15 protein-coding genes and 3 tRNA genes are annotated in these 20,312 nt (G+C 64.9%); 16 read left to right on the top strand and 2 right to left on the bottom strand.

Going from position 1 to position 20,312, the window contains the following annotated elements; all coding sequences use genetic code 11:
- Window positions 1–132: 132 nt before the first annotated feature.
- From ACZ9GA_RS04690 to ACZ9GA_RS04765, 16 genes are all read left to right on the top strand, one after another.
- On the top strand, window positions 133–1,134 hold the full coding sequence (locus tag ACZ9GA_RS04690; RefSeq protein WP_457356841.1) for an aspartate-semialdehyde dehydrogenase: 1,002 nt from the start codon (window positions 133–135) through the stop codon (window positions 1,132–1,134).
- 137 nt (window positions 1,135–1,271) lie between these two features.
- The gene (locus ACZ9GA_RS04695) at window positions 1,272–4,103 is read left to right on the top strand and encodes a motility hub landmark protein FimV (RefSeq protein ID WP_457356840.1); all 2,832 of its coding nucleotides are present in this window, start codon (window positions 1,272–1,274) and stop codon (window positions 4,101–4,103) included.
- Between the two features lie 109 nt (window positions 4,104–4,212).
- Window positions 4,213–5,067, top strand: a complete 855-nt coding sequence (gene truA / locus ACZ9GA_RS04700) for a tRNA pseudouridine(38-40) synthase TruA (RefSeq protein WP_457356839.1) — start codon at window positions 4,213–4,215, stop codon at window positions 5,065–5,067.
- Between the two features lie 60 nt (window positions 5,068–5,127).
- The gene (locus ACZ9GA_RS04705; RefSeq protein WP_457356838.1) at window positions 5,128–5,757 is read left to right on the top strand and encodes a phosphoribosylanthranilate isomerase; all 630 of its coding nucleotides are present in this window, start codon (window positions 5,128–5,130) and stop codon (window positions 5,755–5,757) included.
- A 298-nt stretch (window positions 5,758–6,055) separates the two neighbouring features.
- Window positions 6,056–6,976 (top strand): acetyl-CoA carboxylase, carboxyltransferase subunit beta, encoded by a 921-nt coding sequence (gene accD / locus ACZ9GA_RS04710; RefSeq protein WP_457356837.1) that lies wholly within the window; start codon window positions 6,056–6,058, stop codon window positions 6,974–6,976.
- Entirely contained in the window at window positions 6,973–8,280 is a 1,308-nt protein-coding gene (gene folC / locus ACZ9GA_RS04715) for a bifunctional tetrahydrofolate synthase/dihydrofolate synthase (RefSeq protein WP_457356836.1), read from the top strand. The genes accD and folC overlap by 4 nt, the downstream gene beginning before the upstream one ends.
- A complete protein-coding gene (locus ACZ9GA_RS04720; RefSeq protein WP_457356835.1) occupies window positions 8,264–8,941 on the top strand; it encodes an SPOR domain-containing protein in 678 nt (225 codons plus the stop codon). Before folC ends, ACZ9GA_RS04720 begins: the two co-directional genes overlap by 17 nt.
- Before the next feature lie 77 nt (window positions 8,942–9,018).
- Window positions 9,019–9,579: a CvpA family protein gene (locus ACZ9GA_RS04725; RefSeq protein ID WP_416426015.1), complete on the top strand. Its 561-nt coding sequence runs from the start codon at window positions 9,019–9,021 to the stop codon at window positions 9,577–9,579.
- 42 nt (window positions 9,580–9,621) lie between these two features.
- Window positions 9,622–11,127 carry an amidophosphoribosyltransferase gene (gene purF, locus ACZ9GA_RS04730; protein ID WP_457356834.1) on the top strand — a complete coding sequence of 502 codons (1,506 nt, stop codon included), beginning with the start codon at window positions 9,622–9,624 and terminating at the stop codon, window positions 11,125–11,127.
- A gap of 172 nt (window positions 11,128–11,299) precedes the next feature.
- Window positions 11,300–12,286: an Abi family protein gene (locus tag ACZ9GA_RS04735; protein WP_457356833.1), complete on the top strand. Its 987-nt coding sequence runs from the start codon at window positions 11,300–11,302 to the stop codon at window positions 12,284–12,286.
- 181 nt (window positions 12,287–12,467) lie between these two features.
- Complete coding sequence (locus ACZ9GA_RS04740) at window positions 12,468–13,682, top strand: O-succinylhomoserine sulfhydrylase (protein WP_027981620.1); 1,215 nt, start codon at window positions 12,468–12,470, stop codon at window positions 13,680–13,682.
- On the top strand, window positions 13,679–14,455 hold the full coding sequence (locus ACZ9GA_RS04745) for an SDR family oxidoreductase (protein ID WP_457356832.1): 777 nt from the start codon (window positions 13,679–13,681) through the stop codon (window positions 14,453–14,455). Before ACZ9GA_RS04740 ends, ACZ9GA_RS04745 begins: the two co-directional genes overlap by 4 nt.
- Window positions 14,456–14,680: 225 nt before the next feature.
- Window positions 14,681–14,756: transfer RNA gene (locus ACZ9GA_RS04750), tRNA-Val, on the top strand.
- 61 nt (window positions 14,757–14,817) lie between these two features.
- Window positions 14,818–14,894, top strand: a tRNA-Asp gene (locus tag ACZ9GA_RS04755).
- A 94-nt stretch (window positions 14,895–14,988) separates the two neighbouring features.
- Window positions 14,989–15,065: transfer RNA gene (locus ACZ9GA_RS04760), tRNA-Asp, on the top strand.
- 137 nt (window positions 15,066–15,202) lie between these two features.
- The gene (locus ACZ9GA_RS04765; RefSeq protein WP_457356831.1) at window positions 15,203–16,891 is read left to right on the top strand and encodes an Hsp70 family protein; all 1,689 of its coding nucleotides are present in this window, start codon (window positions 15,203–15,205) and stop codon (window positions 16,889–16,891) included.
- On the opposite strand, the gene ACZ9GA_RS04770 is transcribed toward ACZ9GA_RS04765, so the two are convergent.
- A complete protein-coding gene (locus ACZ9GA_RS04770; RefSeq protein ID WP_457356830.1) occupies window positions 16,852–19,554 on the bottom strand; it encodes a molecular chaperone DnaJ in 2,703 nt (900 codons plus the stop codon). The genes ACZ9GA_RS04765 and ACZ9GA_RS04770 overlap by 40 nt on opposite strands.
- Entirely contained in the window at window positions 19,551–20,243 is a 693-nt protein-coding gene (locus ACZ9GA_RS04775; protein WP_457356829.1) for a DUF1266 domain-containing protein, read from the bottom strand. Before ACZ9GA_RS04775 ends, ACZ9GA_RS04770 begins: the two co-directional genes overlap by 4 nt.
- Window positions 20,244–20,312 lie beyond the last annotated feature (69 nt).

Below are 20,312 nucleotides of genomic sequence, written 5' to 3' on the forward strand. Positions count from 1 at the left end.
GCGGGCGGCGCGCGATCGCATGAACACCAAAAAAACCCAAGACATGCACCAGAGCCCCCACCCACCCCCAAGACAAGCGCAACAATTAGATATAAAGTCCCGCCCCCCTGCCAACCCCCCGAGGAACCCCCCATGCCCCAGACCTTCGACATCGCCATCATCGGCGCCACCGGTACCGTCGGCGAAACCCTGGTGCAGGTCCTTGAGGAACGCAGCTTCCCCGTCGGCAACCTGCACCTGCTGGCCAGCATCGAATCCGCTGGCGCCTCGGTGCCGTTCCGCGGCAAAAACGTGCGCGTGCGTGAGGTGGAGCAGTTTGACTTCAGCCAGGTGCGTATCGCCTTCTTCGCCGCCGGCAGCGCGGTAACCCGCAGTTTCGCCGCGCGCGCCAGCGCTGCCGGCTGCATGGTCATCGACCTGTCGGGCGACCTGGCTGCACCGCACGTGGTGCCCGAGGTCAACGCCGCTGTGCTGGATACCCTCAAAACCCCGGTACAGCTAGGCAGCCCCAGCTCCAGCGCCGTGGCCCTGGCGCTGATCCTGGCGCCGCTGCGTGAACAACTGGGCCTGGTGAAGGTCAACGTCACCGTTGCCATGGCCGTGTCGGCCCTGGGCCGCGAAGCCGTCAGTGAGCTGGCGCGCCAGACCGCCGAGCTGCTCAACGCGCGCCCGCTGGAACCGCGCTTCTTCGACCGTCAGGTGGCGTTCAACCTGCTGCCCCAGGTGGGCAAGCTCGATGAACAAGGCCATGGCAGCCTGGAAAAACGCCTGGTCAGCGAACTGCGCGAGCTGCTTGAGCTACCTTTGTTAAAGATTTCCGTGACTTGCATTCAAGCTCCGGTGTTTTTCGGCGATAGCCTCACTGTGTCGGTGCAGACCGAGCGTGCCGTGGACCTTGCCGCCGTCAATACCGCGCTGGACAGCGCCGAAGGCATCGAGTTGGTGGAAGAGGGCGATTATCCAACGCCTGTGGGTGACGCAGTGGGCCAGGATGTAGTCTATGTTGGTCGCGTACGTACGGGCATTGATGACACTTGCGAACTCAACCTTTGGGCTACGCTCGATAACGTGCGCAAAGGCGCTGCGCTCAATGCCGTGCAGCTGGCGGAGTTGTTGATAAAAGACCAGCTGTAAAAGATACTTGGCAACACTTTACATAATGATTCTAACCCGGCGTCAAATCCGGGTCGTATTGCTTGAGGTGAGTTGCCTGCAGGCAGCTTTTCACTTCTTCTCGCTTGCCGAGGAAATGTTCAAACAAGGATTAGGCCATGGTTCAAGTTCGCAAACTGGTGTTAGCAATAGCCGCCGCTTCGGCGCTGTCATCCGGTATGGCGCGTGCACTGGATCTGGGTGAAGTCACCCTGAAATCGGCTGCCAACCAGCCACTGGTGGCCGAGATCGAACTGCTCGACGTCCGCGACCTGGCACCGGCCGACATCAAGCCCAGCCTGGCCACGCCCGAGGAGTTCCAGAAGGCGGGCGTCAACCGCGACGCCATCCTCAGCGACCTGACCTTCACCCCGGTGATCAACAGCGGCGGCCGCAGCGTGATTCGCGTCACCTCCAGGCAGCCGGTCAGCGAGCCGATGCTCAAATTCCTGGTGCAGGTGCTGTGGCCACAGGGCCGTTTGCTGCGCGATTACAGCGTGATGGTCGACGCCTCCAAGTTCGCCCCCCAGGGCGCCGCACCGGTGCAGCCGGCGGCCACGCCTGCGGTGACTGCGCCAACCCCTGCCAAGCAGGGCGAGTTCACCACCGGCAAGCGCGACACCTTGTGGGACATTGCCCAGAAGTACCCGAACAATGGCGCCTCGGTGCAGCAGACCATGCTGGCCATCCAGGCCCTGAACCCCGACGCCTTCGTCGATGGCAACATCAACCGGCTCAAGACCGGCCAGGTGCTGCGCCTGCCCGACAGCCAGCAGGCCACCGCCCTGGGCCAAGGCCCGGCGATTACCGAAGTGGCCCGCCAGAACGCCGCCTGGCGTGAAGGCCGCCGTCTGGGCCCGCGCGCCCAGCAGCTGGACGCCACCCGTCGCACCGGTACTGGCAACGCCCCGGCGCAGACTGAGGCGGGCGACAAGCTCAGCCTGGTAGCCGCCGATGGCAAGAACGGGCAGGGCAAGGCGGGTGACCGTCAGGCACGCCTGGCACAGGCCAAGGAAAACCTGGACGCTACCCGTCGCGACAATGCCGAGCTGAAAAGCCGCATGGGCGACCTGCAGAGCCAGCTGGACAAGCTGCAGAAGCTGATCCAGCTCAAGAACGATCAACTGGCCAAGCTGGAAGCGGCCGGTGCGGCTGCGCCCGCTCCAGCGCCGGCGCCGGCCGAGGCTGCAGCCCCGGCCGCACCGGCTGCCGAGGCCCCGGCCCCTGCGGTCAACGCCCAACTGACCCCACCGCCGGAAGCGGCGCCTGCCACCCCTGCGCCAGAGGCCGTTACGCCGCCACCTGCGCCAGTGGTCACCGCCCCGGTGGAGCCGCCGGCCCCGGTCGAAGACAAGCCTGGCCTGTTCACCAAACTGCTGACCAGCCCGATCATGCTCGGCCTGGTGGGCGGCGCTGCCGTGCTGATCCTGCTGCTGGCGGCGCTGCTGCTGGCGCGCAAGCGCAAGGCCCAGCTGGAAGCGGAAAAACACATGCGCATGGCCCGCGCCCTGTCGGAAGAAACGGATTTCGACAAGGATATCGACTTGCCACCCGGTAGCTTCGAAGGCCTGGAAACCCCGGCGCCGTCGGTGAAGCTGGCGCCTGCGATGGTGGCCGCTTCGGCCGCTGCCGCCGTGGCCGCCGCCGAGCCTGCGCCGGTGGTTGCCGCCCCGCACTCCGAAGTCATCCCCACGCCGCCGCTGCGCCCGGCCGCCGAGCCGGTAGTGGTCGCGCCGGTGGTCGAGCCACTGGTGGCCTCGGTGATCGAACCAGTCCCGGCCCCTGTCGCCCAAGGTGAACCCGCTGCCGACGTGCTGGCCGAAGCCGACCGTCTGCTCGCCGAGCACCGCTTCAACGAAGCTGTCGAGCTGCTGGAACCGGCCGTCAAGGCCGAGCCGGCGCGCAGCGACCTGCGCCTGAAACTGATGGAAGCCTACGCCCACCAGGGCGATCGCAGCGCGTTCATCGGCGAGGAGCGCCAACTGGTGGCCAACGGCGAAAACCACAACGCCGTCGAAAACCTGAAGGCGCGCTTCCCGGCGATGCTCGGCGTGGCCATGGCGGCCGCCAGCGCTGCGGCCGTGGCTGCCGAACTGGACGCCCAGTACGTCAAGGACCTGTTGATGGACGAGCCGGGTTCGGCCGACCCTATCGACGACACCTTCGACAGCGACTTCGACCTCAACCTGGACGATGACCTCAGCGCCCCGGCCGAACCGGACCTGGACGTTGCCGACTTCGACGATGACCTGGAGCTGGACGCCCCGCAGCCGCTGGAAGCCGCCGCCAATCCCGAGCCAGAGGTGGAGGCACCCTCGGCCCTGGACGAGGACGACCTGGACTTCGAAGCGCTGCTGGCCCAGCACAACGTGCCTGCCGAAGAACCGCCCGTGGATGACCTGGCCGAATTCGACCTGGACATCGCCGACGACGAACCGGCTGCGCCAGCGCTGGCCCCAGAAGCGCAGGCTGAACTGGACGCCCAGTTGGCCGATTTCGAAAACGAGCTGAACCTGGACAAGCCCGAGGTGCCGCCGGCGCCCGTGGATGACCTGGAACTGCCGGAAGACTTCGACCTGTCCCTGGCCGAGGAAATGGACAGCGCGCCCGCCAGCACCCCGGACAAGCTGCATGCCGACCTGGGCGATGTCAGCGCCGAACTGGACGAGCTGTCGGCCAGCCTGGAGCACCCGCCGATCGCCGAGCCGTTCAAGGCTCCCGAGCCTGCTGCGCTGGACGACCTGGACAACCTCGACGACCTGCCGCCGTTCGAAGATGATTTCGACTACCTGTCGGGCACCGACGAATCGGCGACCAAGCTGGACCTGGCACGCGCCTACATCGACATGGGCGACCATGACGGTGCGCGCGACATCCTCGACGAAGTGGTCAAGGAAGGCACCGCCGGCCAGCAGACCGAAGCGCGCGAGATGCTGTCCAAGCTGGTCTGATCCCTCTGCAACCCGACGACAACGGCAGCCCGCGTGGCTGCCGTTGTCGTTTCTGCGCCCCGGCCCCGTATAATGGCGGCCATTGCGCTTTATCACAGGCTTGAACCACGTGGACATTCTTCAACAATCGGCCAGCGAAGTCGCTGCCGAAGGCTTTACCCGCATCGCCCTGGGCGTTGAATACAAAGGCTCGCGATACCGCGGCTGGCAGCGCCAGGCCAGCGGCGTGCTGACCGTGCAGGAAACCCTGGAGAAGGCCCTGTCGATCGTCGCCGACTCGCCCGTGGACCTGATGTGCGCCGGCCGCACCGACGCCGGCGTGCACGCCTGCGGCCAGGTGGTGCATTTCGACACCCGCGCCGTGCGCTCCATGAAGGCCTGGACCATGGGCGCCAACATCAACCTGCCCCACGACATCAGCGTCACCTGGGCCAAGGAGATGCCGTCGACCTTCCACGCGCGCTTCAAGGCCATTGCCCGTCGCTACCGCTACGTGATCTACAACGATCAGATCCGCCCCGCGCACCTGGGCGACGAGATCACCTGGAACCACCGCCCGCTGGACGTGGAGCGCATGGCCGAGGCGGCCCAGTACCTGATCGGCACCCATGACTTCAGCGCCTTCCGCGCTGGCCAGTGCCAGGCCAAGTCGCCCATCAAGCAGATGCACCACGCCCGCGTCACCCGCCACGGCAAGATGATCGTGCTGGACATCCGCGCCAACGCCTTCCTGCACCACATGGTGCGCAACATCGCCGGTGTGCTGATGACCATCGGCGCCGGCGAGCGGCCGGTGGAGTGGATGCGCGAAGTGCTGGAAGGCCGCGAGCGCCGCGCCGGTGGCGTCACCGCGCACCCGTTCGGCCTGTACCTGGTGCAGGTGGAGTACCGCGACGAGTTCCCGTTGCCGGAGCGCTACATCGGCCCGCACTTCCTGACAGGCTTCGATACACTGCCAGGCTGACGGACTGGAATGCATTTGCTAACATCCAGAGCTTTGGCGTCTTCCTGAGGTTTTCCGCATATGTCCGCCGTTCGCAGCAAAATCTGCGGGATTACCCGCATCGAGGACGCGCTGGCCGCAGCCGAGGCGGGCGCCGACGCCATCGGCCTGGTGTTCTATGCCAAGAGCCCGCGGGCGGTCACGGCCGAGCAGGCGCGGGCAATCGTCAATGCCCTGCCGCCGTTCGTGACCACCGTGGGGCTGTTCGTCAACGCCAGCCGCTGCGAGCTGAATGAGATTCTGGAAGTGGTGCCGCTGGACCTGCTGCAGTTTCACGGTGACGAAACCCCGGCCGACTGCGAGGGCTACCACCGCCCGTACATCAAGGCGGTGCGCGTGCGCCCCGGTGAAGACCTGGAAGCCATCTGCAAGCAGTTCAGCGGCGCCCGCGGCATCCTGCTGGACACCTTTGTGCCCGGCGTGCCGGGCGGTACCGGCGAGGCGTTCGACTGGGGCCTGGTGCCCGAGCGCCTGAGCAAGCCGATCATTCTGGCCGGCGGGCTGTCGGCGGCCAACGTGGCCGAGGCCATCGCCCGGGTGAAGCCGTACGCGGTAGACGTCAGCGGCGGGGTAGAGGCCGCGAAAGGCATCAAGGACGCGGATAAGATCGAAGCGTTCATGCACGAAGTACGCAAGGCTGCTGTGTTGTAGCCGCTGCCGAAGGCTGCGCTGGCCCGCATTGCAACACATTATTGTCAGGTGTACTGAAGGGCCAGCGCAGCCTGGCGGCAGCGGCTACAGGGATTGAGTGCCTGGGGATGTGACGGTTGCCAATCTGCCACCGTCCATACCTCTGGCAAGGCGATGGCGACCGAAGGGTCGGCCACGCGAAATTTGAAGATGGCGCGAGCGCACACGTGCAGTTCCCCATCCTTTACACGAATTAAATTGAGCTCAAAGGGCATGCGCGGGATCGCGCGAGCTGTCCCCGTTACTGGAGAAAGAAAGCATGAGCAACTGGTTGGTAGACAAACTGATCCCTTCGATCATGCGTTCCGAGGTGAAGAAAAGCTCGGTCCCTGAAGGCCTGTGGCACAAGTGCCCGTCCTGCGAGGCGGTGCTGTATCGTCCAGAACTGGAAAAAACCCTGGACGTGTGCCCCAAGTGCAACCATCACATGCGCATCGGCGCACGTGCCCGCTTGGACATCTTCCTGGACGCCGAAGGCCGCAACGAGCTGGGCGCGGACCTGGAGCCGGTCGATCGCCTGAAATTCCGTGACGGCAAGAAGTACAAGGACCGCCTGGTGGGCGCCCAGAAGCAGACCGGCGAGAAAGATGCGCTGATCTCCATCAGCGGCACCCTGCTGGGCATGCCGGTGGTGTGCAGCGCCTTTGAATTCTCGTTCATGGGCGGCTCCATGGGCGCCATCGTCGGCGAGCGTTTCGTACGCGCCGCCAACTACGCCCTGGAAAACCGTTGCCCAATGGTGTGCTTCGCCGCCTCCGGTGGTGCGCGCATGCAGGAAGCGCTGATCTCGCTGATGCAGATGGCCAAGACCTCTGCCGTGCTGGCCCGCCTGCGCGAAGAAGGCCTGCCGTTCATCTCCGTGCTGACCGATCCGGTCTACGGTGGTGTTTCCGCCTCCCTGGCCATGCTGGGTGACGTCATCGTCGCCGAGCCTAAAGCCCTGATCGGCTTCGCCGGCCCGCGCGTGATCGAGCAGACCGTGCGTGAAAAACTGCCTGAAGGCTTCCAGCGCAGCGAGTTCCTGCTGGAACACGGCGCCATCGACATGATCGTCGCCCGTCAGGAACTGCGCCCACGCCTGGGCAGCCTGCTGGCACAGATGATGGGCCTGCCGACGCCGACTTTCGTCGCCGCACCCATCGAGCCGATCGTGGTTCCGCCGGCGCCTGCCACTGTATGACGCAACGTACCCTGGGCGAGTGGCTCGCTTATCTGGAGCAGTTGCACCCGGCGGCCATCGACATGGGCCTGGACCGTTGCCAGCAAGTGCTGGCGCGGCTGGGCCTGGGGCGCCTGGCGCCCCGCGTGATCACGGTCACCGGTACCAACGGCAAGGGGTCTACCTGCGCATTCGTTGCGTCCTTGCTCAAGGCCCAGGGCCTGAACGTCGGCGTCTACGCCTCGCCACACCTGCTGCGCTACAACGAGCGGGTGCTGATCGATGGCGTGGAGGTCGACGATGCACAGCTGTGCGAAGCCTTCGCGGCGCTTGAAGCGGCGCGGGGCGAGATTTCCCTGACCTATTTCGAAATGGGCACACTGGCGGCCTTCTGGTTGTTCAAGCGCGCAGCGCTGGACGCCGTGGTGCTGGAAGTGGGCCTGGGCGGGCGCCTGGACGCGGTCAACCTGATCGATGCCGATATCTCGCTGATCACCAGCGTGGGCCTGGATCACGCCGACTACCTGGGCAACACCCGCGAATCGGTGGGCTTCGAGAAGGCCGGCATCCTGCGCGCCGGCCATCCCGCCCTGTGCGGCGACCTCGACCCGCCGCACACCGTGCTGGACAAGGTGGCCGAGCTTGGCTGCCCATTCTTCTTGCGTGGCCAGGACTACGACCTCAGCATTGGCGACAGCCAATGGCAGTGGCGTGGCCGCGGCCTGGACGGCGAGCCGCTGGTGCTCGACGGCCTGCCGCTGCTGGACCTGCCCATGGAAAACGCCGCACTGGCCCTGCAGGCCTATCGCCTGACGGGTCTTGCGTGGCAGCGTGAATCGCTGGTCGCCGCGCTGCTGGCCACCCGTGTCACCGGGCGTCTGGATCGCCGCCAGGTCACCTGGAAGGGCAAGCGCCTGAACCTGTTGCTGGACGTGGGGCACAACCCCCATGCCGCGCAATACCTGGCCCGCCGCCTGGCAGCTCGACCACCGGTGGGCAAGCGCCTGGCGGTGTTCGGTTTGCTGGCCGACAAGGACCTGGACGGTGTCATCGCGCCGCTGGCGGGTGCTGTCGAGCAATGGGCGGTAGCGCCGCTGCCAACCACTCGCACGCGGCCTGCGAGCGAGCTGGTGTATGCCCTGGCGAACCTTGGCGCGACCGTGGCGTCACATGCCAGCGTCGAACAGGCCCTGGAGGCCCAGTGCGAGCTGGCCACCGAGGCTGACGAAATACTGCTGTTCGGATCTTTTTATTGTGTCGGCCAGGCCCTGGAGTGGCTGGCGCGGCATGCCACGGAGGAAGTTGCGGATGGCTTTGCTGGATAAGGTGTTCAAGCAGCGCATGGTCGGCGCTTTGGTGCTGATCGCCCTGGCAGTGATCTTCCTGCCGATGCTGTTTTCCCGCCAGGACGAGCTGCGCCAGGTGCGTGTCGACGCGCCCGAAGCCCCGCAGGCGCCGGTGGTGCCGCAGGTCAAGGTCGAGCCCGTGCCGGTGCCTGAGCAGCAGAACCTGCCCCAGGACGCCGAATCGGTCGAGGCCCAGGCCGCGCCCACGGCGCCGCCGCCCTCCATGCCGGTTGCGCCGCAACCGGTCGTCGCCCCGGCGCCGGCCCCGCGCGTGCAGCAACAGGCCCAGGTTCAGGCGCCAGCGCCCAAGCCGGCGCCAGCGCCTGCGCCGGTGGTCAAGCCTGCGCCGGCCCCGGTGGCCAAGGTAGACCCTGCGGCCAGCAAGATCGACGCCAACGGCCTGCCGGTCAGCTGGGCCGTGCAGCTGGCCAGCCTGTCCAGCCGCAGCGGCGCCGACAGCCTGCAGAAGTCCCTGCGCAGCCAGGGCTATAATGCCTATGTACGCTCGGCCGACGGCATGAACCGGGTGTTCGTGGGGCCGTTGATCGACCGCGCCGAGGCCGAGCGCCTGCGTGACTTGATCAGCCGCCAGCAGAACGTCAAGGGTTTTGTGGTGCGTTTCCAGCCAGAGCGTAACTAAACAGCTGGCAATCGCTGCTTACCCAGAAGGCGGCGCTCTGCTAAAATGCGCCGCCTTATCCTGTTGCAGGCTGCACCGTGGCATTTACCTGGGTTGACTGGGCGATACTCGCGATTATCGCCATCTCCGCTTTGATCAGCTTGAAGCGCGGCTTCGTCAAGGAAGCCTTGTCTCTGCTCACCTGGATCATTGCCGGTGCGGTCGCCTGGATGTTCGGAGGCGCTTTGTCCCAGTACCTGGAAGGTTACATCCAGACGCCTTCGGCCCGCGTGATTGCAGGCTGCGCCATCCTGTTCGTCGCCACGCTGCTGGTGGGCGCGATGGTCAATTTTCTCATTGGTGAACTGATCCGCGTGACCGGCCTGTCCGGCACCGATCGGTTCCTGGGCACCGCCTTTGGCGCGGCGCGCGGCGGCCTGCTGGTGGTCGTCGGCGTCGGGCTGCTGAGCCTGGGCCCGTTTCAACAAGACACCTGGTGGCAACAGTCTCGGCTGGTGCCCCAATTTCTATTGGTCGCCGACTGGTCGAAAAACCTCGTCCTGGGGATGACCAGCCAGTGGCTCGCCAGCGGAATCAGCACACCAGTTGATATTCCGTTCAAGGATCAACTCTTCCCGACCGCTCACAAGGGTCAATGAAGGGTTGTTCAGTTCAGATTCATTAAGTAGGGGTTGCGTCGCATGTGTGGCATCGTCGGTATCGTCGGTAAGTCGAACGTCAATCAGGCGCTGTATGACGCGCTAACCGTCCTCCAGCACCGCGGCCAGGACGCTGCCGGTATTGTGACCAGTCATGATGGCCGGTTATTCCTGCGCAAGGACAACGGGTTGGTGCGTGACGTCTTCCAGCAGCGCCATATGCAGCGCCTGGTCGGCACCATGGGCATCGGTCACGTGCGCTACCCGACCGCGGGCAGCTCGACCTCGGCCGAGGCCCAGCCGTTCTACGTCAACTCGCCTTACGGCATCACCCTGGCGCACAACGGCAACCTGACCAACGTTGAACAGTTGGCCAAGGAAATCTACGAATCGGACCTGCGTCACGTCAACACTAGTTCCGACTCCGAAGTGCTGCTGAACGTGTTCGCCCACGAGCTGGCTACCCGCAAGCAATTGCAGCCAACCGAGGAAGACGTGTTCGCGGCCGTGGCCGATGTGCACAAGCGCTGCAAGGGCGGCTACGCCGTGGTGGCGATGATCACCGGCTACGGCATCGTCGGCTTCCGTGACCCGAACGCGATCCGCCCGATCGTCTTCGGCCAGCGCCACACCGATGAAGGCGTGGAATACATGATCGCCTCCGAAAGCGTGTCCCTGGACGTGCTGGGCTTCACCCTGATCCGCGACCTGGCCCCGGGCGAAGCGGTGTACATCACCGAAGACGGCAAGCTGCACACCCGTCAGTGCGCGCCTAACCCGCACTACGCACCGTGCATCTTCGAGCACGTGTACCTGGCCCGTCCCGACTCGATCATCGACGGCATCTCGGTGTACAAGGCGCGTCTGCGCATGGGCGAGAAGCTGGCCGAGAAGATCCTGCGCGAGCGTCCCGAGCACGACATCGACGTGGTCATCCCGATCCCGGACACCAGCCGCACCGCGGCGCTGGAGCTGGCCAACCACCTGGGCGTGAAATTCCGCGAAGGCTTCGTCAAGAACCGCTACATCGGCCGTACCTTCATCATGCCCGGCCAGGCCGCGCGCAAGAAATCGGTACGCCAGAAGCTCAACGCCATCGAGCTGGAATTCCGCGGCAAGAACGTCATGCTGGTGGATGACTCCATCGTGCGCGGCACCACTTGCAAGCAGATCATCCAGATGGCCCGTGAAGCTGGCGCCAAAAACGTCTACTTCTGCTCGGCAGCCCCGGCCGTTCGCTACCCGAACGTCTACGGCATCGACATGCCAAGCGCCCACGAACTGATCGCCCACAACCGCAGCACCCAGGAAGTGGCCGACCTGATCGGCGCCGACTGGCTGATCTACCAGGACCTGCCGGACCTGATCGATGCAGTGGGCGGTGGCAAGGTCAAGATCGAGCACTTCGACTGCGCGGTGTTCGACGGCAAGTACGTGACCGGTGACATCGACGACAAATACCTGAACAAGATCGAACAGGCGCGTAACGACGCTTCGAAGATCAAGACCCAGGCGGTGAGTGCGATTATTGATCTGTATAACAACTGAGTTGGCTGGTTGTTCACAGGTATAAAGAAGTAACATTTGAGGGCTGCCGTTCGGCCCTCTTCGGTTGACGATGCTGCTCCTGCGCGGCATCATCATCCCAACAGCGCCTGATCCTATGTTGCCGGCTTGACCGGCATTACGGTCAGGCCTTCTTGTTTTTGGGGCATGGAATTTGGCCCGGCTGATCTCACCGAAACCCTTTCTTGGCTATCCGGATATGGTTGCTCTGCTTCGGCAGCGGGGCATGCAGATCGCTTGCCCGTCGCGGGCAGAGCGCGAGCTGGCTCGTTTGGGATACTACCGTTTGAGTGGGTTCTGGTATCCATCGCGGGTGTTTGCTCTGGACCCTGCGGGGCGGCACCTCGTCTGCCCACACACGGACAGGCCGGTGCGCCTTGACGATTTTCAGCCCGGAACCCTGTTTGATGCTGCGGTAGACCTGTATCGGTTCGATAAGGCGCTCCGGCTCCTCATGCTGGAAGCCATCGAAACGGTGGAGGTGCACCTCAAGACGCTCTTCGCCCATGAGCTTGGACGAAATGACAGCCTGGCCTATGCATCTCCTGCGCTCATCGAGCCGATGTGGATAGGTGTCAAGCCGGGTTTCAATCAGAGCAAGTGGGACGCATGGAAGGGCCGCCAGCAGAAAAAGCTGGAAGACAGCAGCGAGGAATGTCTGCAATGGCACCGGCTCACGAACCGGGCAATTCCATTTTGGGTTGCGGTGGAGGCCTGGGATTTCGGCACGCTGTCGATTTACTTCCAGTTACTGAAGCGAAAGCCTCAGGGGTGGATACTGGCACGGCTGGGCCTTTCGGACGTCAAGGCGTTCAAGAGTTGGCTGCGGGCCATCAACACGCTTCGCAACCGCTGCGCCCACCATACCCGAGTGTGGAACCAGTCTGATGGCAATCCGATTGTTCTGCCCGCAGCAGAACCGTACTTTCGCGCGCTGAATCTCGATGCCAATGCGAGAAAACGCATGTACGGCTTGATCTCGGTGCTGTGGTTCCTGCTGCGACGCATCGATCCAGGCTCCGACTGGATTGGCAAAGTCGCGGACTTGATTGATTCCAAGCCCCGGATGCCTGGATGTACGTTTGATGCCATGGGCTTTGCGACGGAAGCCGGCTTCCCCAGAAATTCCTTCGCTGCCTGAACAGGCCGGTGCTTTCACCCGTAGCCGCTGCCGCCAGGCTGCGCTGTCCCTTCAGTACACTGGATCTGCGGCGTGGAACAGGGCCAGCGCAGCCTGGCGGCAGCGGCTACAGGCCTGCTTCAGCGGAATTTGGTAGACTGACCGCCTGCGTTTTCTAATTACCAGCTTTAGGAGTAGCGGCATGACACAGGAATGGGACGCCGGGCGACTGGACAGCGATCTGGAAGGGGTCAGCTTCGACACCCTGGCCGTACGCGCCGGTCAGCACCGCACGCCGGAAGGCGAACACAGCGACCCGCTGTTCTTCACCTCCAGCTACGTTTTCCGCACCGCTGCCGATGCGGCGGCGCGCTTTGCCGGTGAAGTGCCGGGCAACGTCTATTCGCGCTACACCAACCCGACTGTCCGCTCGTTCGAAGAGCGCATCGCCGCCCTGGAAGGTGCCGAGCAGGCCGTGGGCTTTGCCACCGGCATGGCCGCCATCACCGCCGTGGCCATGGGCCTGTGCAGTGCCGGCGACCACGTGCTGATCTCGCAAAGCGTGTTCGGCTCCACCATCAGCCTCTTCGACAAGTACTTCAAGCGCTTCGGCATCGAGGTGGACTACGTGCCACTGGCCAACCTGGCGGGCTGGGACGCGGCCATCAAGCCCAACACCAAGCTGCTGTTCGTCGAATCGCCGTCCAACCCGCTGGCGGAATTGGTAGACATCACCGCCCTGGCCGAGATTGCCCACGCCAAAGGCACCCTGCTGGTAGTGGACAACTGCTTCAGCACGCCGGCATTGCAACAGCCGCTGAAACTGGGCGCCGACATTGTCGTGCACTCGGCCACCAAGTTCATCGACGGCCAGGGCCGTTGCATGGGTGGCGTAGTGGCCGGCCGTGCCGAGCACATGAAGGAAATGGTCGGTGTGGTGCGTACCGCCGGTGCTTCGCTGAGCCCGTTCAACGCCTGGATCTTCCTCAAGGGCCTGGAAACCCTGAACCTGCGCATGCGCGCCCACTGCGCCAGCGCCCAGGCCCTGGCCGAATGGCTGGAGCAACAGGACGGCATCGAGAAAGTGCACTACGCCGGCCTGCCTAGCCACCCGCAGCACGAACTGGCCAAGCGTCAGATGCGTGGCGGTTTCGGCGGCGTGGTCAGCTTTGAAGTGAAAGGCGGCAAAGAGGGCGCCTGGCGCTTCATCGACGCTACCCGCCTGATCTCCATCACCGCCAACCTGGGCGACAGCAAAACCACCATCACCCACCCGGGCACCACCTCCCACGGTCGCCTGTCGCCTGCCGAGCGCGAAGCCGCCGGTATCCGTGACAGCCTGATCCGCGTGGCCGTAGGCCTGGAAGACGTAGCCGACCTGCAAGCCGACCTTGCGCGCGGCCTGGCGGCCTTGTGATCGACTGGTCTGCGAAAAGCGCCAGCCACAATGGCCGGGTTGCCCTGGTCACTGGGGCGGCGCGCGGCATCGGCCTGGGCATCGCTGCCTGGCTGATTGCCGAGGGCTGGCAGGTGGTGCTCACCGACCTTGACCGCGAGCGCGGCCCCAAGGTGGCCAAGGCCCTGGGCGAGAACGCGGTGTTCATCGCCATGGACGTGGCCGACGAAGCCCAGGTCAAGAAAGGCGTGGCCCAGGTGCTGGGCCAGTTCGGCCGCCTGGACGCGCTGGTGTGCAACGCCGCCATCACCGACCCCCACAACACCACGCTGGAAACGCTGGCGCTGGAGAAGTGGAACCGCGTGCTGGCCGTCAACCTCAGCGGCCCCATGTTGTTGGCCAAGCATTGTGCGCCGTACCTGCGCGCGCATTGCGGGGCCATCGTCAACCTGGCGTCTACCCGCGCTGGCCAGTCCGAACCGGACACCGAAGCGTACGCTGCCAGTAAAGGCGGCCTGGTTGCCTTGACCCACGCCCTGGCCATCAGCCTCGGCCCGGAGATCCGCGTCAATGCGGTGAGCCCGGGCTGGATTGATGCCCGCGACCTGTCCGAGCGTCGCGCAGCACCGCTGAGCGATGCCGACCACGCCCAGCACCCGGCGGGGCGCGTGGGTACCGTGGAAGACGTGGCGGCGCTGGTGGCCTGGCTGTTGTCCAAAAATGCAGGCTTTGTCACCGGGCAGGAACTGGTGGTGGACGGCGGCATGACCCGCAAGATGATTTACCAGGAATAACCCTCGCATCCGACCCGTAGCCGCTGCCGCCAGGCTGCGCTCGCCCCTGAGTACACTGGAGATCTCCAGCGGAGCACAGGGCCAGCGCAGCCTGGCGGCAGCGGCTACGGTGTCACCCTGCAGGGGCAGGGCTGTGGCAATACCGACTTTTTGGAAAAAACTTCAATAAAGTTATTGACTTACCTTCGATAGCTGCGTAAAGTTCGCGTCATTGGAGAGGCAAGCGGGTGATTAGCTCAGCCGGGAGAGCATCTGCCTTACAAGCAGAGGGTCGGCGGTTCGATCCCGTCATCACCCACCACTCTGATCCTCTTCTAAACCAAGAGGGGAGGCCTTGTTACTGAGAAGGCATCCAACACTGCGCAGCGGTAGTTCAGTCGGTTAGAATACCGGCCTGTCACGCCGGGGGTCGCGGGTTCGAGTCCCGTCCGCTGCGCCATTTTTACCTGATTCGGCCTTGCCGGGTCAGAGATCGAGAAACTCGAAAGTTCTCGGTCAGACCAGTTTCAACTGCACGCAAGTGCAAGCGATACGCAGCGGTAGTTCAGTCGGTTAGAATACCGGCCTGTCACGCCGGGGGTCGCGGGTTCGAGTCCCGTCCGCTGCGCCATACAAAGCTTCGAGGCCTTGAACTCCTTGAAGCACAAAGAAAGCGACCTTAGGGTCGCTTTTTTTGTGTCCGGAATTTGGCCGGACTGCGATACGCTATGCCGCACAGGCGCACCGATTTACCGAAGGAGATTCACCATGCAGGACGCACTTCAGGCCCCCACGCCGTTGCTGGGGATTGACCTGGGCACCACCAACAGCCTGATCGCCGTATGGCGCGACGGCCGTGCCGAACTCATTCCCAATGCCCTTGGCCGGTGCCTCACCCCTTCGGTGGTCAGTGTCGACGAAGACGGCAGCCTGCTGATCGGCGAGGCCGCGCGTTCACGGCTCACCACGCACCCGGACCGCAGCGTGGCGGCGTTCAAGCGCTTCATCGGCACCGACAAGCGTTTCGATATCGGCGGCCAAACCTTCAGCCCCGAAGAGTTGTCGGCCCTGGTGCTGGGCTCATTGAAGCAGGATGCGGAGGCCTTCCTGGGCTGCCCGGTCACCGAAGCGGTGATCTCGGTGCCGGCCTACTTCAGCGACGAACAGCGCAAACGTACCTGTTTTGCCGCGCAATTGGCGGGGCTCAAGGTTCAGCGCCTGATCAACGAGCCCACCGCGGCGGCCATGGCCTATGGGCTGCACGAGCAGCAGTTCGAGCGCACGCTGATCTTCGACCTGGGCGGCGGCACCTTCGACGTCACCGTGCTGGAGTACGCGCTGCCGCTGATCGAAGTGCATGCCTCCACCGGCGATAACTTTCTGGGCGGTGAGGATTTTACCTACGCCCTGTTGCAGGCCTGCCTGCAGCACTGGCAACTGACCCTGTCAGACATCGAGCCCCAGGCGCTGGCCACCCTGCATGACAGCCTCGAGCAACTCAAATGCCGATTGCCCCAGGGGCCGCAGACCCTGGTATGGACAGGCGCCGGTGCCCAGCGCGAGTGGGCCCTGGACGAGGCCGCTGCGCAAAAAATCTGGGCGCCGTTGCTGGCCAGGGTGCGTGCCCCGGTGGAGCAGGCCCTGCGCGATGCGCGCCTGAGCCCGCGCGACCTCGACAGCCTGGTACTGGTCGGTGGCGCCACGCGCATGCAGGCCTTGCAGCAGATGGTGGCGACGCTGTTCGGCCGCCTGCCGTACCGGCACATGGACCCCGACACCATCGTTGCACTGGGCGCGGCCACCCAGGCCGCGTGCAAGGCGCGCGACTCGGCCATCGAAGAACTCATCCTCACCGATGTGTGCCCCTATACCCTGGGCGTGGAGTCGCGCCGCGACGGCACGGAGGGCGTGTTCTCGCCGATCATCGAGCGCAACACGGTGATCCCGGCCTCGCGCGTCAGCCGCTTCTACACCACCCACCCGCAGCAGGCGTCACTGACTGTCAAGGTGTACCAGGGCGAGCGCCCGTGGGTGCGCGACAATATCTACATCGATCGCTTCGAGGTCGAACTCACGCCCGTGGACGCCATCCAGGCGGTGGACATCCGGTTCAGTTACGACATCAACGGCTTGCTGGAAGTGGATGTGACGCTGGTGGACAGCGGCCAGCGCCATACCCGCACCATCGACAGCAGCCCGGCGGGCCTGGATGAAGAGGCTCGACGCGTCAGCCAGGAGCGCTTGGCAGGGTTGAAGATCCACCCCCGCGACGCCATGCCCAACCGCGCGTTGTTGGCCCGCCTGGAACGGGCGTGGGCCCAGAGCCTGGGCGAGCAGCGTGATCAGGTCGGTGACTGGCTGGCCGAGTTCACCCGCGTGCTGGCCAGTCAGGACGCGGATGCCATCGGCCGTCAGCGTCAGCTGTTGAGCCAGGGGTTGGACGCTTTCGAGCGCTGAGGCATCAGGCGTCGCAAGGTGGCCTGCAGCCCGCTCTTGAGCCCGTCCGTGTCACTGTTGAGCGGGGGCGGGCCATAACGGTTGGGCAATGGCGCGCCGGGCATGCCCACCAGCATCAGCAGGGCGAAAGGGAACATCAGATACAGGCACGTGTACGCGATCATCATCGGCACACCGTGCCCCATGTCGTGAAAGCGCCGCAGGTAGGCGCTGAACACGCCGGCAGTGGCGAGGATAGCCAGCGGCGTGCCTGGCATGCCGGTGAGTGTCATCAACACCACGCCCAGCACCGGCCACAAAAACAGTTGGGCAATGAAATCGCCGCGCCCCAGACGCGAATTCAGATGCCAAAAGGCCCAAGCAGGCCGCGCAGGCTGTGAAGCTGCCGCGCGCATTAGACGTTCGCATCGTGTCAGCAGGGCCGTGGTCGCCAGGCGAAGGGCGGGCGAGGTGCTCGGAGTATCCTTGGCCCGTTGCAGCTCCTTGAGGACAGCCAGGGACGGCACGCCCGGCAGGCCGAACTGATTCAGTTTTTTCAGGTGCCTGGTGATCAGGGCAAACAGTGCCGGTTCCGTGCCCACTGCGCGCAGCCCTTTGGCGGCAACCCGAAGGGGTTGGCCAATGACCAGGCTGCGATGAAAGGCCGCAAACCAGGGTTCGGCGCACTGGATGCGGTTGATCTCCACCAGCAATTCCTCGCGTTGCTCAACGCTGAGCACGGGGTCATGGTAGAGCGTTGCCAGATACAGCAGCAGCCCCAACGGGTCGTTCTGAAATGCAGCTTTCTGTTGCTTGTAGATAGCGAGCAGGGTGTCACTGGTGGGCAGGCGATCACCGTCCAGGTCCAGGTTTGCCGCCGGCAGATGGGTGGCGATGACGCGGTGCAGCGGATCGCCCCGGTCGGGCCAGCCGATGACACCGTCCAGGTTGCCATGCAGTTCGAATGCTTGCAGCAGTCGCGCCTGAACCTGCGCCAATGGATGGCCGGCCTCGCATTGCAGGGCCGCCAGCATGGCCGGCGTCACGTACGCCAGCCAGCGCGCGGGCTGGTCGGCCAAGGCCAGCAGGAACAGCCCTTGGCGGTGCCATTGCCACGGGTCGTCGGCTGCCATGCTGTCTGGCAGCACCAGCCCCTCGGCGGCCAGCTGCGCCTGGGTCTGCAGGGCAAAGGGCACCGGCATCATGTCGTTGAAGGTGAAGGTGCTGTCCAGTCGTGCCAACCCGCGAATGTCGTAGGCGCGCAGGCGGCGCAGCCATTGACGGCAGACTTCCCGTGTCTCGGTGAGGGCACCAGGTAGCGCAGGTTCGATCGCATCCGTGCTGACGAATTCTTCCATCGCCCGGCAGATCGGCGCCTGGCGCAGCCAGGTCAGGTGCTGATCGGCCTGTGCTTTCAGGCCCTCCAGAATCAGCGTGTCCAGTAGATCTTCGCCCGCGTCGGCCTGCATCACTTGCTGCAACAGCGCGGTGTCGCCACGGTGCAGCGCCCAGGCATGCCGATAGAGGTGTTGCAGGGCGTTGTCGGTGACCGGGTCGAGCAGCAAGGCCAGCAATGGCAGTTCATCACCACTGAGCCGCCAGGTGACGAACGCCCCGGCCATCTCGCCCAGCGCCAAGCGCTCGGCTTCCCACCAGCGCGCCAGGGTCTCGGGGCGTTCGGCGGGGCTGCCGAAGTGCTGGCGCTCGTCGCCCAGGTCTTCGGGCCAGTCATGGAAAGGCTGCAGGCAGTCGAGGGCCTGGATCAGCACCCCGAGGTGTTGCGGTTGATTGCGCTTGCACAGCTCCAGCAGGGCCCGCGGTGCCTGCGGGTGGCGGTGCTCGCGCCACAGTCGCGCCCAGCACGCCAGGGCCTGGTCGTCCTGTTGCAGGCCGCTGGCCTGGCGGGCCAGCAGGTACAGGCTGTCGATATCGTCGGGCTGCCGCGCGTGGCGTTCCTCGCACAGCGCATGCAGGCTTGGCGTGTTGACGTCGGCCTGGGTGCATTGCACCAGCAGCCGCTCCAGCAACGCGTCGTCGGCGGGGAAGGCGACCACCGTGTGCAGATTGGCGAACAGCTTGAACTCGAACTGCGGGCGCTGCTGGAACAGATACGCCAGGGTGCGTTGATACCACAGGGTTTCCATTTGCGCCGCCATCGACCAGTCCAGCATCAACGTGGTATCGAACGGGTCGGGTTGCTCAAACGGGCTCAGGAAGGCTTCGATCTCGCGAGCGGTGTCGGGCTCCAGGCGCAGCAGTTGCTGGTTCCAGCCCAGGCGGCTGGCCAGCAACCGGGCGCAGCCGTTGGCCAGCGGGCCGGCCTCGCGCAGGCGCCACAACAATTGCCAGCTGACCTCGTCCAGGTCCTGCAGGGGCAGTTGGTCAAGCCGTTCGATGAACGCCTGCCAGGCCGGCGGTTGCAGGCGTTGGCGCGGGTCGGCCAGCAGCGCTTCGAAGTCGGCCAGCAGCGGATGGCTGTCGGCGGGCGCCTCGGCCTGCGGCGGCGGGGTTTCGGTGTCCGGCTCGCGGGCGAACGCCAGCGCGCTTTCGTAAGCGCTACGCAGGGCCTGGAAACCCTGGGGGTCGGTCTCGGGGTGGAACTGCGGCAGGCGGGTGCGGTAGGCCAGCCGAATGGTGTTCTGGTCTTTGGTGGGCTCGATGCCCAATTGTACCCAGCAGCTCATGACCAGCTCCCCTCTTCGAGCGAGTCGGGGCGCGGCCCGAAGTCGAGCGACAGGTCCCAGGGCAGGCTGGCGAACAGTGCCGAGGCGCGCTGCACCAGGTTGCCGATGATGCAGCGGTTCCAATGCTCCGCGCCCTGGCGGTCGAGCTCATAGGCCTTCATTTGAGCGTCGTCGTTGCCGCAGTTCCAGAGCATTTTGCCAAACATGAAACCGCTCACGTAGCTCTCCCAGCTGTTGTAGAAATGTCGCGCGCGCAGGGCCAGGCGGCCGTGCAGCCACAGGCTCTCTTCCAGGTTGATCCAGCCTTCGCGCACGGCATTGCGCAGCAGCAGGCTCATGCGCGCCAGGTCCCAGGCGCGGGTGCCGCCGTAGCCGCAATCGCCGAAGGTGCGGGCGGCGAACTCATGGTTGAGGCGATCGTGCGGGGTCAGCGTGTCGAGGGTCTGTTGCCACTGAGTGGGCAGGCAGCGCGCGAAGTGCCAATAGGCCCCGTTGAGGGCGTCGGCGTGGCCGTGGTCGGCCATGCGCAGCATGTCCAGCAACTGTTCGCGGTTATGAATGCCCCAGCCTTGGCCGAGGTCCATCGTGCGCTCATCGTCGAAGTAGCCTGGCGCGGTGAAGCTGGCGCCATTGAGGGCGGCCATGGGGGCGGAGAGGCAATACAGCCAGTGGTGTTGTGTTTCTTCCATGAAAGGTTCCGGAGCCTGCGGAGGGGGGGCGTGTCTGCCATGACGGCGCGAATTGTAGAGGCTCGGGTA

It is taken from the genome of Pseudomonas sp. TE3644 (assembly GCF_056278815.1).

What these genes read in the sequence shown, in the direction of transcription:
- ACZ9GA_RS04690 (WP_457356841.1), top strand. Translation starts at nt 133, where the DNA reads ATGCCCCAGACCTTCGACATCGCCATCATCGGCGCCACCGGTACCGTC.
- ACZ9GA_RS04695 (WP_457356840.1), top strand. Translation starts at nt 1,272, where the DNA reads ATGGTTCAAGTTCGCAAACTGGTGTTAGCAATAGCCGCCGCTTCGGCG.
- ACZ9GA_RS04705 (WP_457356838.1), top strand. Translation starts at nt 5,128, where the DNA reads ATGTCCGCCGTTCGCAGCAAAATCTGCGGGATTACCCGCATCGAGGAC.
- accD (WP_457356837.1), top strand. Translation starts at nt 6,056, where the DNA reads ATGAGCAACTGGTTGGTAGACAAACTGATCCCTTCGATCATGCGTTCC.
- folC (WP_457356836.1), top strand. Translation starts at nt 6,973, where the DNA reads ATGACGCAACGTACCCTGGGCGAGTGGCTCGCTTATCTGGAGCAGTTG.
- ACZ9GA_RS04720 (WP_457356835.1), top strand. Translation starts at nt 8,264, where the DNA reads ATGGCTTTGCTGGATAAGGTGTTCAAGCAGCGCATGGTCGGCGCTTTG.
- purF (WP_457356834.1), top strand. Translation starts at nt 9,622, where the DNA reads ATGTGTGGCATCGTCGGTATCGTCGGTAAGTCGAACGTCAATCAGGCG.
- ACZ9GA_RS04740 (WP_027981620.1), top strand. Translation starts at nt 12,468, where the DNA reads ATGACACAGGAATGGGACGCCGGGCGACTGGACAGCGATCTGGAAGGG.
- ACZ9GA_RS04765 (WP_457356831.1), top strand. Translation starts at nt 15,203, where the DNA reads ATGCAGGACGCACTTCAGGCCCCCACGCCGTTGCTGGGGATTGACCTG.
- ACZ9GA_RS04770 (WP_457356830.1), bottom strand. Translation starts at nt 19,554, where the DNA reads ATGAGCTGCTGGGTACAATTGGGCATCGAGCCCACCAAAGACCAGAAC.
- ACZ9GA_RS04775 (WP_457356829.1), bottom strand. Translation starts at nt 20,243, where the DNA reads ATGGAAGAAACACAACACCACTGGCTGTATTGCCTCTCCGCCCCCATG.